The 14,640-nt window shown below is 67.3% G+C and carries 17 protein-coding genes; 10 read left to right on the top strand and 7 right to left on the bottom strand.

The window, feature by feature from the left end; translation table 11 throughout:
• Positions 1–37 precede the first annotated feature (37 nt).
• Both ACFE71_RS01055 and ACFE71_RS01050 read left to right on the top strand, forming a co-directional pair.
• Positions 38–730, top strand: a complete 693-nt coding sequence (locus ACFE71_RS01055; RefSeq protein ID WP_375426960.1) for a tRNA (guanine(46)-N(7))-methyltransferase TrmB — start codon at positions 38–40, stop codon at positions 728–730.
• Between the two features lie 101 nt (positions 731–831).
• Positions 832–1,281 carry a DUF2721 domain-containing protein gene (locus tag ACFE71_RS01050; RefSeq protein WP_375426985.1) on the top strand — a complete coding sequence of 150 codons (450 nt, stop codon included), beginning with the start codon at positions 832–834 and terminating at the stop codon, positions 1,279–1,281.
• Here ACFE71_RS01050 and ACFE71_RS01045 read toward each other — a convergent pair.
• Positions 1,270–2,853, bottom strand: a complete 1,584-nt coding sequence (locus tag ACFE71_RS01045; protein WP_375426959.1) for an amidase — start codon at positions 2,851–2,853, stop codon at positions 1,270–1,272. The genes ACFE71_RS01050 and ACFE71_RS01045 overlap by 12 nt on opposite strands.
• A gap of 171 nt (positions 2,854–3,024) precedes the next feature.
• Between ACFE71_RS01045 and ACFE71_RS01040 the strand changes: the two genes are divergently transcribed.
• Positions 3,025–4,272 (top strand): MBL fold metallo-hydrolase, encoded by a 1,248-nt coding sequence (locus tag ACFE71_RS01040; protein WP_375426984.1) that lies wholly within the window; start codon positions 3,025–3,027, stop codon positions 4,270–4,272.
• Positions 4,273–4,403: 131 nt separating this feature from the next.
• Here ACFE71_RS01040 and ACFE71_RS01035 read toward each other — a convergent pair whose 3' ends face one another.
• Entirely contained in the window at positions 4,404–4,790 is a 387-nt protein-coding gene (locus ACFE71_RS01035; RefSeq protein ID WP_375426958.1) for a VOC family protein, read from the bottom strand.
• A 24-nt stretch (positions 4,791–4,814) separates the two neighbouring features.
• Positions 4,815–6,152: an amidohydrolase gene (locus tag ACFE71_RS01030; protein ID WP_375426957.1), complete on the bottom strand. Its 1,338-nt coding sequence runs from the start codon at positions 6,150–6,152 to the stop codon at positions 4,815–4,817.
• 103 nt (positions 6,153–6,255) lie between these two features.
• Between ACFE71_RS01030 and uvrB the strand changes: the two genes are divergently transcribed.
• The 6 genes from uvrB (at position 6,256) to ACFE71_RS01000 (ending at position 11,372) form a co-directional block, all read left to right on the top strand.
• On the top strand, positions 6,256–8,451 hold the full coding sequence (uvrB, locus tag ACFE71_RS01025; RefSeq protein WP_375426956.1) for an excinuclease ABC subunit UvrB: 2,196 nt from the start codon (positions 6,256–6,258) through the stop codon (positions 8,449–8,451).
• A 64-nt stretch (positions 8,452–8,515) separates the two neighbouring features.
• Positions 8,516–8,923 carry a DUF2924 domain-containing protein gene (locus tag ACFE71_RS01020; protein WP_375426955.1) on the top strand — a complete coding sequence of 136 codons (408 nt, stop codon included), beginning with the start codon at positions 8,516–8,518 and terminating at the stop codon, positions 8,921–8,923.
• Positions 8,920–9,201: a type II toxin-antitoxin system RelE/ParE family toxin gene (locus ACFE71_RS01015; protein WP_375426954.1), complete on the top strand. Its 282-nt coding sequence runs from the start codon at positions 8,920–8,922 to the stop codon at positions 9,199–9,201. The genes ACFE71_RS01020 and ACFE71_RS01015 overlap by 4 nt, the downstream gene beginning before the upstream one ends.
• Positions 9,176–9,514, top strand: a complete 339-nt coding sequence (locus tag ACFE71_RS01010) for a HigA family addiction module antitoxin (RefSeq protein ID WP_375426953.1) — start codon at positions 9,176–9,178, stop codon at positions 9,512–9,514. The genes ACFE71_RS01015 and ACFE71_RS01010 overlap by 26 nt, the downstream gene beginning before the upstream one ends.
• Before the next feature lie 67 nt (positions 9,515–9,581).
• The gene (locus ACFE71_RS01005) at positions 9,582–10,862 is read left to right on the top strand and encodes a family 1 glycosylhydrolase (protein WP_375426952.1); all 1,281 of its coding nucleotides are present in this window, start codon (positions 9,582–9,584) and stop codon (positions 10,860–10,862) included.
• A gap of 24 nt (positions 10,863–10,886) precedes the next feature.
• Positions 10,887–11,372 (top strand): metallophosphoesterase family protein, encoded by a 486-nt coding sequence (locus tag ACFE71_RS01000; protein WP_375426951.1) that lies wholly within the window; start codon positions 10,887–10,889, stop codon positions 11,370–11,372.
• 10 nt (positions 11,373–11,382) lie between these two features.
• Here ACFE71_RS01000 and ACFE71_RS00995 read toward each other — a convergent pair whose 3' ends face one another.
• The 4 genes from ACFE71_RS00995 to ACFE71_RS00980 are packed head-to-tail and all read right to left on the bottom strand — an operon-like array spanning position 11,383 to position 14,116.
• Positions 11,383–12,030 carry a DUF1190 domain-containing protein gene (locus ACFE71_RS00995; RefSeq protein ID WP_375426950.1) on the bottom strand — a complete coding sequence of 216 codons (648 nt, stop codon included), beginning with the start codon at positions 12,028–12,030 and terminating at the stop codon, positions 11,383–11,385.
• 10 nt (positions 12,031–12,040) lie between these two features.
• Positions 12,041–12,457, bottom strand: coding sequence for a DUF350 domain-containing protein (locus ACFE71_RS00990; RefSeq protein WP_375426949.1), 417 nt, complete (start codon positions 12,455–12,457; stop codon positions 12,041–12,043).
• A 16-nt stretch (positions 12,458–12,473) separates the two neighbouring features.
• Positions 12,474–13,115, bottom strand: coding sequence for a DUF2491 family protein (locus tag ACFE71_RS00985; RefSeq protein WP_375426948.1), 642 nt, complete (start codon positions 13,113–13,115; stop codon positions 12,474–12,476).
• Positions 13,112–14,116 carry an ion channel gene (locus tag ACFE71_RS00980; protein WP_375426947.1) on the bottom strand — a complete coding sequence of 335 codons (1,005 nt, stop codon included), beginning with the start codon at positions 14,114–14,116 and terminating at the stop codon, positions 13,112–13,114. Before ACFE71_RS00980 ends, ACFE71_RS00985 begins: the two co-directional genes overlap by 4 nt.
• A 77-nt stretch (positions 14,117–14,193) precedes the next feature.
• On the opposite strand from ACFE71_RS00980, the gene ACFE71_RS00975 reads away from it, so the two are divergent.
• On the top strand, positions 14,194–14,628 hold the full coding sequence (locus ACFE71_RS00975; protein ID WP_375404053.1) for a YjfI family protein: 435 nt from the start codon (positions 14,194–14,196) through the stop codon (positions 14,626–14,628).
• Positions 14,629–14,640: the final 12 nt, after the last annotated feature.

Genomic DNA, 14,640 nt, shown 5'->3' with positions numbered 1-14,640 from the left:
ATGGATGCCGGAACAAGTCCGGCATGACGAAGGTAGCATGAACGATCCCGCCACCATCCGTCGGCTTTACGGCCGCAGCCAGGGGCATAAACTCCGCGTCGGCCAGGCCGCGCTCGTCGAAGAGCTGCTGCCCGAACTGAGCGTCCCCGAAACTGGTCCGCTCGATGCGTTCACCCTGTTCGGCGACGCCAAAGGTCATGGGCGCCCGCTTCAGCTGGAGATCGGCTTCGGCGCGGGCGAGCATCTGGCGGCGCAGGCGGAAGCTGCGCCGGACACGGGCTTCGTCGGCTGCGAGCCGTTCCTGAACGGCGTGGTCGGCGCGCTGGGGCATGTGCGCGATCGCGCGTTGACCAACGTGCGCCTGCATATGGGCGATGCGCTGGGCGTGCTCGACCGGCTACCCGACGCGTCGCTTTCGCGCATCTACCTGCTTCATCCCGATCCCTGGCCCAAGGCTCGGCATGCCAAACGACGCATGGTCAATCATGGCCCGCTCGACCTAATCGCCGCCAAGCTCACGCCCGGGGCCGAGTTCCGGCTGGGCACCGACGACCCGACCTATTGCCGCTGGGCGATGGCGGTGATGACGACGCGACGCGACTTCGAGTGGGCGGCGCGGACGCCCGCCGACTTCCTCACCCGCCCCGACGACTGGCCGGAGACGCGCTACGAGCGCAAGGCCCGCCGCCACGGCCGGGAGGTATGGTACTTTCGCTATCGCCGTGCCTGACCGCCCCCATCGCCGACCGTCCCCATCGCCGACCGTCCCATGCTGGCGTCCGCGGTCGGCCCCTTGCGGGCTGCCGCTCCTTGGGCGACAGGGCGCGCGTGATCCCCACCCTTCCCGCCGTGTCCTCGATCGCCCAGTCGATCCAGCTGTCGCTGTCGCCGATATTCATGCTGGCGGGGATTTGCGCGCTGCTGAACGTGCTCGCGGGCCGGCTGTCGCGCGTCATCGACCGCACCCGCGCGCTTGAAACGCTCTATCCCGGCTCGACCGGGCTTGAGCATGACCGGCATGTATGGGAACTTCGGCTGCTCGACCGGCGGATCACCATCATCAACCTGGCGCTGTTCCTGGCCGTGGCGAGCGCGGTGGCGACGTGCCTGGTCGTGGCGCTGCTGTTCGTCGGTAGCCTCACCTCCTTACATGTCGGGCCGGCGGTGGCGGTGACGTTCATCCTGGCGATGATGATGCTGACCATCGCGCTTACCAGCTTCATGATCGAGGTGCGCGTCTCCCTGCGGGCGATCCATGTGCGCGCGGATTTACTTAGATAGCGCGCCCTCCAGGCCCGGCCCGGCGTCGGCGGTCGCGAGATAGCGCGGGGCTGTCCGGGCGCGCGACCGCTGCTCGTAGGCGTAGCCCGCGCCGAGCACGGCCCCATCGCCATGCGCGGTCGCGACGAAGCTCAAGCCCACCGGCAGGCCGTCCACCAGCCCCATCGGCACCGACAGGTTGGGATAGCCCGCGACCGCCGCCAGACCCGACGCGCTCGGGCCGTTATACTGGTCGCCGTACACGGTGTCGGTGAGCCACGCCGCGCCGTAGCTGGGCTGGACGAGGATCGTCGCGTTCGCCGTCTTCAGCATCGCGTCGATCCCCTCCACGCCCGCGAGCCGGAGCGACTTGGCGCGCGCGGCGAGATAGGCGGGATCGCGCAGGCCCTTGGTCGCCGCCGCTTGGTCGAACAGCTCCTGCCCGAAGAACGGCATCTCGGCCGCGGCGTTCGCCTTGTTGAAGGCGATGACCTGATCGAGCGTGCGCGTCCCGACGCTCGGCGGGGTGGTGGCTAGATAGGCGTTCAGGTCGGCCTTGAACTCGGTCAGCAGCACGGCCAGCTCGGCGTCGCCCAAGCCGTCCAGTTTGGGGCGCTTCACGTCGACGAGCACTGCGCCCGCCGCGCGGAGCACGCCCAGCGCCGCGTCGAAGCGCGCGGTCAGATCCGCGCCCATATTCTCGGGCCGGTACACCGCGACGCGTAGCTCCGACAGCGCGCTCGACGACAGCCCGGCGGCATAGTCGCGGCGGCGCGCGTCCGCCCCGGCGGTGGCGGGGTCGGCGGGGTCGCTCGCCGCCATCGCGTTCAGCATCGCAGCCGCGTCGCGCACGGTCTTGGTCATCGGGCCCGGCGTGTCCTGGCTGTGGCTGATGGGGACCACGTGCGTGCGGCTGACCAGGCCGAGCGTCGGCTTGAACCCGACCAGCCCGTTGATCGACGCGGGGCAGACGACCGAGCCGTCGGTCTCCGTCCCCACCGCCGCCGCCGCGAGGCTCGCCGCCACCGCCGCGCCGGAGCCGGACGATGAGCCGCAAGCGGTACGGTCGAGCGCGTATGGGTTGCGAACGAGGCCGCCGACCGCGCTCCATCCGCTCATCGAGTTGTTCGAGCGGATGTTCGCCCATTCGGACAGGTTGGTCTTGCCCAGGATCACCGCCCCCGCCGCCCGCAACCGCGCGACCACGGGCGCGTCGCGGCGGGTGTGGTTGTCCCGGAGCGCGAGCGAGCCGGCGGTGGTCGGCATCTCCGACGTGTCGATATTGTCCTTGATCAGCACGGGAACGCCATGAAGCGGTCCGCGCACCCGCCCCGCCCGGCGTTCCGCGTCGAGCGCCTTGGCCTGGGCCAGCGCCTGCGGGTTCAGCGCGATGATCGAGCGGAGCGTCGGCCCGCGCCGGTCGAGCTGCTCGATTCGCTTGAGGTATGCGCGGACTAGATCGACCGAGGTTGCGCGGCGCGCGGTCATGTCGGCCTGGAGCTGGTCGATCGAGCGTTCCTCGACGACGGCGTCCCGGGCGTGAGCGGCGGCGGGCGCGACGGCCATCGACAAACCCGCGATCAACAAGCGCATTCGAATTTCCCCCTGTAACCGTCACCCCGGACTTGATCCGGGGTCTCGCTCCCACCGGCGTATAGAAGCGGGACCCCGGATCAAGTCCGGGGTGACGGGAAAGGAGGGACGGACCGATCGGCTGCAACCTGCGTTAGTCTCACTCACCTGCGGAGCCGCTCCTTGCTCGCCATCCTCAAGTTCATCGGCTGGACCCTGCTCGCGTTATTCGTGGCGGGGGCGCTGCTCGTCACGATCGTCCCGCGTTTCATGAACCGCGTCTACCACCGCGGACCCGCTACCGACCATTTCGACGGCGAGCGATTCTTCAACCCCGACGGCGACGAGGACACCGCTCGCCCGCCCGGTCCCGGCGGGCGCGGAAGCTTCTTCTGGCGGTACCTCACCGGCAGCGACGGACGCCCGCCCTGGCCCGCGTCGGTCGCGGTCGCGCCGGCCAAGCCGGAGCAGCTGTTACAGCCGTTTCTGCCGCCGCCGGTGTATGTGCCGGCCACGCCCGATCAAATCGCCCGGACACCGATGGTGGCAACCTGGATCGGGCATGCGACCGTGCTGGTGCAGACGCCGGGGCTGAACATCCTCACCGATCCGATCTGGAGTGCGAAGGCCGGCCCGTTGGGACTGGGGCCACGTCGGGTCGCCGCACCTGGAATTTCGTTTGACGACCTGCCCAAGATCGACGTGATCCTGCTCAGTCACAATCACTACGACCATATGGACCTGACGACGCTGAAACGTCTTTGGAAGCGTGATCGTCCGATGATCGTGACCAGCTTGGGCAACGATGCCATTTTGCGGTCCAAGGGGATCGAAGCCCGAGCGGCGGATTGGGGAGAGGTGATCGTCGTGGCCCGGCAGGCGGGGGTCGGTTCGAACAGCTTCTCACCCGATCCCGTAAAAATCGTCGTCACCCGCAACCACCATTGGGGCAGCCGCTGGTTCACCGACCGCAACCGCGCGCTCTGGTCGAGCTTCGTGGTGACGCTGCCGGGCGGCAATCTGTTCTTCGCGGGCGATACCGGGTTCGGGGATGGGGAGTGGCCCGTCGAAGCGGCGAGCCACGGGCCGATCCGCCTCGCGCTCCTGCCGATCGGCGCATTCCGTTTCGCGCCCGGACAGATGGGATCGGGCAGCCATATCGGCCCGGTCGACGCCGTCGAGGTGTTCCGCCGGACGGGCGCGACCACCGCGATCCCGATCCATTGGGGCACGTTCCGCCTGTCCTACGAGGCGTACGACACCCCGCCGCGGTTGCTGGCGGAGGCGATGCGGGCGACGGGGCAGACCGGCTTCGCGCCGGTCGCGATCGGACGGCCGTTCACGGTGCCGCCGCTGGGCCGGCGCGCGCCCGTCGCACCGGTGCCGCGCGCCGAACTGCTCCGCCGCCTAAGTACGCCAGCTGTCGAGGCGATGCGCTAAACCCCCTCTCCCACCGGGAGAGGGGCAAGCCGCGAAGCGGCGCGGGGTGAGGGTGAGCGCACCAGCCTCCACCCTCACCCTTCCGCGCCTTTGGCGCTCCCTCCCTCTCCCGGTGGGAAAGGGACACCCGCTCACCCCATCTTGTAGGCGCAGAACTTGTTGCCGTCGGGATCGCGGAAATACGCGCCGTAGAAGTTGAACTCCTCGGGCGGCCGGACGCCGGGCGCGCCCTCGTCGGAGCCGCCCAACTCGATCGCCTTGGCGTGGAGCGCGTCCACCTGCTCGCGGCTGTCGGCCGCCAGCGCCACCATGACGCCGTTGCCGACGCTGGCCTGGCCACCGTCATAGGGCTTGCCGACCCCCAGCATCGGCCGGTTGGGGCCCGAGCCGTAGAGCGTCAGCTTGCGGTCGTCGGGCATCTGCATGATGCGCGCCGCGCCCACGACCGCGAACAGCGCGTCATAGAAGCCGAGCGCCCGGTCGATGTCGTTGGTGCCGAGCGTCGTATATCCGATCATGACCGTTCCTCTCCTGGTGGTATGTCAGTTCGCCGCCACGACCGCGCCCCGCCCCAGCAGGTCGAGCACCGTCGCCACCGTCGCGATCGTGCCCGTCACGATCGCGGGTTCGGGCGAAATCTTGAACTGGGGCGAATGGTGCGACCCGACCGGCGGACCGCCCGCCTTCGCCGCGTCGAGCGCCGCCTGGGGCGTGCCACCCACGCCGAAATAATAGCCTTTGATCCCGTGCTTGGCCTCGACAAGGTAGGCGAAATCCTCCGCGCCCATGCCCTCCTGGACGAAGGGCTTGACCCGCTCGGCGCCCAGCGCGGTCGCGACCACCGCGTTCAGGCGGCGGGCGAGCGCGGGATCGTTGGCGGTGACGGGCGTGCCCTCGGGCACCTCGACGCGCGGCATCTTGTCGGCGGGCATGCCATTCAGCGTCCCCACCCCCGCCGCGACGCGCTTGATGCCCGCGATCAGCCGCGCGCGTTCCGCCTCGTTGTTGGCGCGCACCGTGACCTGCAGCTTTGCCTCGTCGGAGATGATGTTGTGCTTCAGCCCGGCATGGAACGATCCTACCGTGATCACGCCCGGGTCGAGCGGCTGGCGCTCGCGGCTGATCAGCCCCTGAAGCGCGATCACGATCTGCGACGCCATATAGACCGGGTCCTTGCCCTGATGCGGGGAGGCGCCGTGCGCGCCGACGCCGGGCACGGTGATGTTGACCGAGTCGGACGAGGAATATTGGATACCCTCCGACGCCGACACGACGCCCGCCGCGCCGTCCGCGTCGACATGGAACGCGACCGCGTAGTCGGGCTTGGGAAAGCGGGTATAGAGCCCGTCGGCGATCATCGCCTTGGCCCCGCCCACGCGTTCCTCGGCGGGCTGGACGATGAAGACGACCGTGCCCTTCCAGCGGTCCTTCAGCGCCACCAGCCGCCGAGCGGTGCCGACCATGGCGGTGATGTGTGTGTCGTGGCCGCAGGCGTGCATCACCGGAGCCTCGACGCCGTCCACCCCGACCTGCCGCGCCCGGCTCGCGTTGGCGAGGCCTGACTTCTCCTCGACCGGCAGGCCGTCCATGTCGGCGCGGACCAGCACCACCGGCCCCGCGCCGTTCCTGAGCACGCCGACGACGCCCGTGCCGCCGACCTTTTCGGTGACGACCATGCCCGACACCTTGCGCAGTTCGGCGGCCATGCGGGCGGCGGTCCTGACCTCCTTGAACGACAGCTCGGGATTGCGGTGGAAATCGTCCCACAGCGCGCCCAGGTCGCGGTCGTAATCGGCCTTCACCGCGGCGGCATAATCGGTCTGCGCGGCGACGGGCGCGGCGACGGCGGCGGCCGCGAGGACGAGGTGGCGTAGCTGCATGTCGTGATCCCCTTTTTGGCAGCGTACCGCGCGCATTCGGGCGCGTCACCCCTATGAGGAAACGAGCGTGACGAAACGGGAACGCGGCCCCATATCGTCGCCCATGGCCATCCAGATCCGCACCAGCCTCGCCGAGCCGGAAACGGGCGGGGATTTCGTCCCCCACCGCCCTACGCGCCCCGAAAAGGCCGAGGGGGGCCGGCCCTTCAAGCTCGTCACCGAATACACGCCCTCGGGCGACCAGCCGACCGCGATCGCCGAGCTGGTCGAGAGCGCGCGCGCGGGCGAGAAGGACCAGGTGCTGCTCGGCGTCACGGGATCGGGCAAGACCTTCACCGTCGCCAAGGTGATCGAGGCGTTGCAGCGCCCGGCGCTCGTGCTCGCGCCCAACAAGATCCTGGCGGCGCAGCTCTATGGCGAGTTCAAGTCGTTCTTCCCGGAGAACGCGGTCGAGTATTTCGTCAGCTATTACGATTATTATCAGCCCGAGGCGTACGTTCCACGCTCCGACACGTTCATTGAAAAAGAGTCCTCGATCAACGAGGGCATCGACCGGATGCGCCATTCCGCCACCCGGTCGCTCCTTGAGCGCGACGACGTGATCATCGTCGCGTCGGTGTCGTGTCTATACGGCATCGGCTCGGTCGAGACCTATTCGGCGATGATCTTCGACCTGAAGAAGGGCCAGAGCGTCGACCAGCGCGAGATCGTGCGCAAGCTCGTCGCGCTCCAGTACAAGCGTAACGACGCGGCGTTCCAGCGCGGCAATTTCCGCGTCAAGGGCGACACGCTGGAGATCTATCCGTCGCATTATGACGACGCGGCGTGGCGCGTGTCCTTCTTCGGCGACGATATCGAGGAGATCGTCGAGTTCGATCCGTTGACCGGCAAGAAGAACGCGACGCTGAACTCGGTCCGCGTCTATGCCAACTCGCATTACGTCACCCCCGGCCCGACGATGAAGCAGGCCGCCGAGGCGATCCGCCACGAGCTGACCGAACGGCTCAAGGAGCTGGAGATCGAGGGCAAGCTGCTGGAGCGCCAGCGGCTGGAGCAGCGCACCAATTTCGACCTGGAGATGATCGCCGCCACGGGTTCGTGCAACGGCATCGAGAATTACAGCCGCTTCCTGACCGGCCGCCTGCCCGGCGAACCGCCGCCGACTTTGTTCGAGTACCTGCCCGAGAACGCGATGCTGTTCGTCGACGAGAGCCATGTCACGATTGGCCAGATCAACGGCATGTCGCGGGGCGACCACCGCCGCAAGCTGACGCTCGCCGAATACGGCTTTCGCCTGCCGTCCGCGATCGACAACCGGCCTCTCCGCTTCAACGAATGGGAAGCGATGCGCCCGCAGACGACCTATGTCTCGGCGACGCCGGGATCGTGGGAGATGGAGCAGACGGGCGGCGTCTTCGCCGAGCAGGTGATCCGCCCGACTGGCCTCATCGATCCACCCATCGAGATCAAGCCCGTCGAGGAGCAGGTCCAGGACCTGATCCAGGAATGCAAGGCGACCACCGCAAAGGGTTACCGCACGCTCGTCACCACCCTGACCAAGCGGATGGCGGAGGATCTGACCGAGTTCATGCACGAGGCGGGGCTGAAGGTCCGCTACATGCATTCGGACGTCGAGACGCTGGAGCGCATCGAGCTGATCCGGGACCTGCGCCTGGGCGTCTACGACGTGCTGATCGGCATCAACCTGCTGCGCGAGGGATTGGACATCCCCGAATGCGGGCTGGTCGCGATCCTCGACGCCGACAAGGAAGGGTTCCTGCGCTCCGAGACGTCGCTGATCCAGACGATCGGTCGCGCGGCGCGCAACGTCGACGGCCGCGTGATCCTCTATGCCGACCGCATCACCGGATCGATGGAGCGCGCGATGCTCGAGACCGGGCGACGGCGCGAGAAGCAGGAAGCGTACAACCTCGAACACGGGATCACGCCGACCACCATCCGCCGCGACATCGCCGACGTGATCGCGCACGTCGCGAGCAAGGACCAGGTCACGATCCCGATCGACGAGGACCGCCCGCACATGGTCGGCCACAATCTGCGCGCGTACATCGAAGACTTGGAGAGACAGATGCGTAAGGCCGCGTCCGACCTGGAATTCGAGACCGCCGGCCGCCTGCGCGACGAGATCCGCCAGCTAGAGAATGACGAGCTGGGCCTGCCGCCCGAACAGCAAAAAGCGCCGATCATGGGCCGCTCGAACGAGGGCAAGCCGGGGACGCGCAAGACCCGCTACGGCAAGCAGAGCGCGGTGCGGGCGGGGAGAAAGGCGGTTCGTTAGTTACTATAGCTGCTATTTACTATTAGCAAAGCTTGCACCATGTATCTCGTTGAGGAGACCCGCTGTGCAGCAGATAGAAGTGGATTTTGAGGCATGGAAGTTGCTCACTGTCAGACGAGACGGCGAGCATCACAGTTATAACGATGTTGTACGAGAGCTGTTGGGGCTATGTCCCGTTGACGCGGCATCGGCCAGCTCGACGTCGAGCCAAGTCACAACTGGTGGGCGTACACTGGGCGGCCGCTTCCTGCCGAACGGTTCCCGCCTTAAGGCCCGGTACAAGGGTCAGATGCATTACGCGGAAATTCGCGATAATCAGTTGATTGATGTTGAAGGTAAGAGATTCGGCTCCGCCTCGGCGGCAGCGGGCGCAATCACCGGTACGAATGTAAATGGCCTAACTTTTTGGGAGGTCAGAAGGCCCAGTGACGGCGAGTGGAGGAAGCTTGTATCGCTCGCGCGAGCGCAATGATCCGAAGCTTCGCCGACTGGGAAACCGAACGGGTGTTCGCCGGTGTGCGTAGCCGCAAGCTGCCCGTCGGTATCCAGGACAAGGCCGCGCGCCTGCTCAGGCAAATGAACCGCGTTCATGACTGGCGCGACCTACGGGAGCCGCCCGGCAACAAGCTTCACGCGCTGCATGGCGATCGGGCCGGGCAATATGCTATATGGATCAACACGCAGTGGCGGATCGCCTTCACGCCGGTCGACGAGGTGCTCGATGATGTCGAAATCACGGATTACCATTGACCCGTTCGATGTCGGCGATCCGGCCGATTGGCTCCACAACGCCCATGCCGGTGAAATGCTGTGGTTGGAATTCATGGAGCCGCTTGAGCTGGACGCCGCGCGCTTGTCGGAGGAACTTGGCGTGGTCGAGGAGCGCATCCTTTCGGTCGTGGATGGAAAGCGTCGGATGGACGCCGATCTCGACCTCCGCTTGGCACGCTATTTCCGGATGTCCCCAGGCTTCTTCCTTTCTCTCCAGATCGATTATGAGCTCCTGGAAGCCAAGCGCGCGATCAAAGGCGAACTGGATCATATCGTGCCCCGCGCCGCTTAGCTCTCGGACCCCTTCCCGTTGCTCCGCGTTCCCGTAGGTCAACGGGAGAACCACTATCGCCCCCTTCATGTTCGCGACGGGCATCGAGAACAGCGTGCCCACCATCGACGGCGGGCGCGTGCGCGTCGACGAGATGGAGTCCTGCCGCTTCTATGAGCGATGGCGCGATGACTTCGCGCTCGTGGAGGAGATGGGGATCGGCTATCTCCGTTATGGGCCGCCGATCCATCGCACCTGGCTGGGCGAAGGCCGCTACGATTGGGCGTTCGCCGACGAGACCTTCGCCGAGATCAAGCGGCGCAACATCGTGCCTATTGTCGATTTGTGCCATTTCGGCGTGCCCGACTGGGTCGGAAATTTCCAGAATTCCGATTTTCCCGCGCTGTTCGGCGACTATGCCCGCGACTTCGCGCGACGTTATCCGTGGGTGCAGCTCTACACCCCGGTCAACGAGATGTTCATCTGCGCTACCTTCTCCGCGCGGTACGGTTGGTGGAACGAGCAGGGGACGACCGACGTCACGTTCGTCAAGGCGCTGGGAAACATCGTCAAGGCGAACGTGCTCGCGATGCGCGCGATCCTGATCGCCCGGCCCGACGCGATCTTCATCCAGTCGGAGTCGTCCGAATATTACCATGCGGAGAACCCCGCCGCGATCAAGCACGCGGAGCTCCTCAATTCGCAGCGTTTCCTGACGCTCGATCTGAATTACGGACGCCGCGTCGATTCGGAGATGTATGAATACCTGCTCGATAACGGCATGACGCGCGAGGAATATCATTTCTTCCTGAATAACCGGCTGAAGCAGCACTCGATCCTGGGCAACGATTACTACGTCACCAATGAGCACCGGGTCCGCGCCGACGGATCGACCGCCGCGTCGGGCGAGGTGTTCGGTTACGACGAGATCACGCGGCAATATCACGACCGTTACATGCTCCCGGTCATGCATACCGAAACCAACATGTCCGAAGGGCCGCTCGGCACGGAGGCGGTCGACTGGCTTTGGAAGCAATGGGCGAACGTGCTCCGCGTCCGCAATACGGGAACGCCAATCGTCGGCTTCACCTGGTATTCGCTGACCGACCAGGTCGATTGGGACTCGGCTTTGCGCGAGAAGAACGGCCGCGTTAACCCGCTCGGGCTGTTCGACCTCGACCGCAACATCCGCGCGGTCGGGCGGGCGTACAAGCAGCTCATCGCCGACTGGCAGGACGTGCTGCCGACGCAGAGCATGTGCCTGTCGGTGCCGGTGGTGCTGCCCCACGACGCCGACGAGCCCTCGGCTGCACGCCAGCGCGCGGTCGCCGCCAAGCGGGTCCGCCGCAAGCTCACGGTGACCGGCTAATTTCGCCGGGCGTCCCTCCGCTTCATGGCCGTCCTGTTCACCTCCGACACGCATTTCGGCGATCACCGTGTACTCAATATCGGCGGCCGTCCGTTCGCGTCGGTCGCGGAGATGGACGAGGCGCTCCTCGCGAACTGGAACGCGGCGGTCGCGCCCGGCGACGAGGTCTGGCATCTGGGCGACGTAGCACGCCGCGCTGTCGACGTGCCCGCGTTGCTCGAGCGTCTGCATGGGACCAAGCACCTGATCCGCGGCAACAACGACCCGCCCGGCACCGTCACGGCCGCGGGATGGGCGAACGTGGCTGACTATGCCGAGATCACGGTCGAGGGCATGTCGCTGGTGCTATGCCACTATCCGTTCCGCAGCTGGAACGGCCAGGGCCGACGCGCGGTGAACCTGCACGGGCATAGCCACGGACGGCTGAAGCCGATGCTTCGCCAATACGATGTCGGCGTCGATGCGCGCGGCTTCTGGCCGGTGACGCTGGCGACGCTGGTCGCCCACTAAGGCGACGGGCTCAGCCGCCCCGGCTGCCCCCGCCCCATCCGCCCGAACGCGCGCTGGCGCGGCCGCCGAAGCCGCCGCGCGACACGACCGAGCTGCGCGTCTGGATGCGCTGCGTCGTGACAGGGTTGGTCAGCGCGCGGTTACCGATCTGGTATCCCGTCGACCGCCCGCCATAGCCGCCGTTGAACAAAGCCGCGCCGCCGCCCGTGTAATATCCGCCGCTGCGCCGGTCCTGGTACAGCCCGCCATAGCGGTAGCGCGATCCGCCGCCATTCAGCAGCTGCCCGATCATGAAGCCGGTCAGGAGCGGCGTGAAGAAGCTTTGCCCGCCGGAGCTGCGGTTCTGGCAGCTGCCGCCCCCGAACTGTTCCTCGCAGGTCTGCTGGTCGGCGAAGCGCGGCGCGGCGCGGTCGTCCTCGGCCTGGGCGGTCTTCTGCGCCTCCTCGCACTGGACCTGGCTGAACGGGCCGCTGGCGACGCATTCGGAGACAGACTGGAACGCCGACACCTGCGTCGGCTCGCCGTGCTGTTCGCGCGACAGCTGCTCGACGCTGGGCGTGGGGTCGCACCCCGACAGCATCGCGGCCGCGCCGACGGCGGTGAGTCCGGCCGCGACGGAGCGCTTGCGGCGGCGAATGGGCTGGATGGGATCGCTCATGGTCCTATCCTCAATAGGTCATGGAGGCGGCGTTGAGGAGGCCCACGCCGATCGAAGTCGCCGCGAGATAGACCGCGCTGGCGACGTTGTTCGCCTCGATCCGCTCGACCATGTCGCGCACGATCACTCGGCGGACGAGCAGCGATGCGAGAATCTGGATCACGCCCGCCAGCAGCCCCCAGGCGGCGAACTCGACCGGGTCGGCGGTCTGCGTCAGCGCGGAGGCGAGCGGGAGCGCGAAGCCGATGATCGCGCCCCCAAGCGCGATCGAAGCGGCGACGTTGCCCTCGCCGATCAGCTTCGCCTCGTCATACGGCGTCGACATCTGGTACAGCCGCTTGAACACGGCGAGGAACAACGCGGCCAGCCCGAACGCCACCAGGAAGTGGCCGGCCCCCGTCGCGAACGCTTGGAAGTTCAGGTTCATCGTCGTTCCTTTTCGCTCAGGCCGCGAACTCGCCGGGCGAGACCGCCAGCCCGATCATGATCTCATGCGTGTAGTCGCCGCCCTCGGGCTCCATCGCGAGCGCGAGCAGCAGCTCCTCGCCCGCGGGCGGCACCGCGCGGACATACAACATGCAGCTCTGGCGAATGTGCCGGACGGGCTCCCCATCCCGCTCGTGATAGATGGCCTCCCACAACCGCACGGGCGGCTGCGTCCCCTCGTCACCCTCGTACCAGTAACGGTCGAAGGCGGGGAGCCCATCCTCCTCGAAACGCGGCCGCGACAGCCGGGTCAGGAACGCCTCGCGCTCGCCCCGGTTCGCCGGATAGGCGCTGCGCCAGGGCTGGAACAGCGTGAAATCGTCGGCGTCCGACCCGTCGGCGGCCTGGCTCACCGCCTGGAGCATCAGCTCGTCGTCGGTGTAGAAACGGTGGACATACCCGCCCTCGTCGAGCTTGATGATCCCCTGCGCGGTGATCTCCAACGTGTCGCGCGCGAGCGAGAAGGTCGCGCCCTCCAGCGTCCGCCAGGCGAGCGGGTCCAGTCGCACCTGGCGGCCGATCGTGATGTTGCGGACCTCGGCCACGCGCGGCCCGGGCTGCTCCCCGCCGCCGCCGCCGAACAGCTTGCCCCAGATCACGCCGCCACCCTCGCCTTCGCCACATAGAACAGCCGGTCGCCCGCGCGCACCGGCGCCTGCAGGTCGAAGCGCGGGCACGGGTCGCCCGGCGCGCAGGTCGCGACCAACACCGCGCCTTGCGCGCGCAGCCGCGCGGCATGACCGTCGAAATCGCCTTCACCGGACGCCCGCGTCGCATAAAGCGTCGCGCCCTCGTCGGTATGGCTCGCGAGCTGGGCGATGAAGCGGCTGGACCCCGGATCGCTCAGCGCCTTCACGACCAGCTCGACGGTCGGCGTCAGCACCACCTCAACCGCCGGGCAATGCGCGTTCAGCAGCCGCGCGGTGTCGGGATCGCGCAGGAAGCAGACGACATGCCCGCCCTCGTTCAGCGCGGTGACCGCCAGGGTAGCCGCCAGCGTCTCGGCGTCGGAGGCGGCATAGACCACCACGCGCGACGCGTTCGCCACGCCCGCGCGCCGCAGGTCGGCGGGCGCGGTGAGCGAGGCCGCATGGACGAAGCGGTAGGTGGGGTCGTCCACCTCCAGCGCGTCGACCGCGACCAGCACGATCTCGGCGGCGCGCGCGTCGGCGGTGATCTCGGCGATCATGCGCGGCGTCCGCTCGCGGTCGTAGCCGACGATGACGACCAACCCGTCCACCTCGCTATAATCTCCCATGCCCTGCCGCCGCCGTCGCCACCGCCCCGCGACCCCGGCGAAGAAGCGCGCCAGCGCCGCCGTGAACAGCGCCACCGCGCCCGGCATCACGAACAACGCCGCGATCATCCGTCCCCCGTCCGATTTGGGGCTGAGATCGCCGTACCCTATCGTTGTCGCGGTGGTGAGGTACCAATAAGCGTAATCGACCGGCCGCGCGAGAGCTTCCTCCCCCGCCCAGCCGAGCAAAAGCCAGCCCAGCGTCATGTGAACGAGCAGCAGCGCCAGCATGACGCCCGGATGCAGCTCGCCTGCCGCGAGATACAGGCGGCGGAGCAGCGCGTTCAGACCGGATCGACCCATCGGGCACGCGACCCCCCTTTCGTACCGGTTGCTGCGGTCTTATGATTGGGGTGTCAAGCGCCCTTGGGGAGAGTTGAATGACCGACGGTGCACCGCAGTCCTGGACTACCTCCAGCCTCGGCGAGGCGTTGCGCTCACCCGATCTCGCCGACGAGTTCGCGGTCGAACTGATCGACGGTGCCGAGTCCGTGCTGCGCGTTTCGATGCCGCGCCACGGCGACCTGTCTATCTTCCTGTCGGTCGCGGGCGAGCAGATCGTCGTGTCGACGCTGCTGTGGCCCGTCGACGAGCAGCCCGACGCCGACGCGTTCAACCGTTTCATCCTGAAGGCGCAGAAGCTGGTGCCGCTGTCGAATTTCGCGATCACCGAGGTCGACGGGCGCGATTATTACGAGCTGATCGGGGAGCTCGCGATCGAGTCCCCGTTGAGCGCGATCACGCTGGAACTGCGCGTCCTCGCCGAGAACGCCATCGACGCCGCGGGTGACCTGCGCGCCGAATTCGCCGCCTGAAGGACAAAGGAC

It is taken from the genome of uncultured Sphingomonas sp. (genome assembly GCF_964237155.1).
In the GTDB taxonomy this organism is placed as follows: Bacteria; Pseudomonadota; Alphaproteobacteria; order Sphingomonadales; family Sphingomonadaceae; genus Sphingomonas.
Note: the sequence above shows the minus strand (reverse complement) of the source record. Positions and strands in the feature narration are given on the sequence as shown.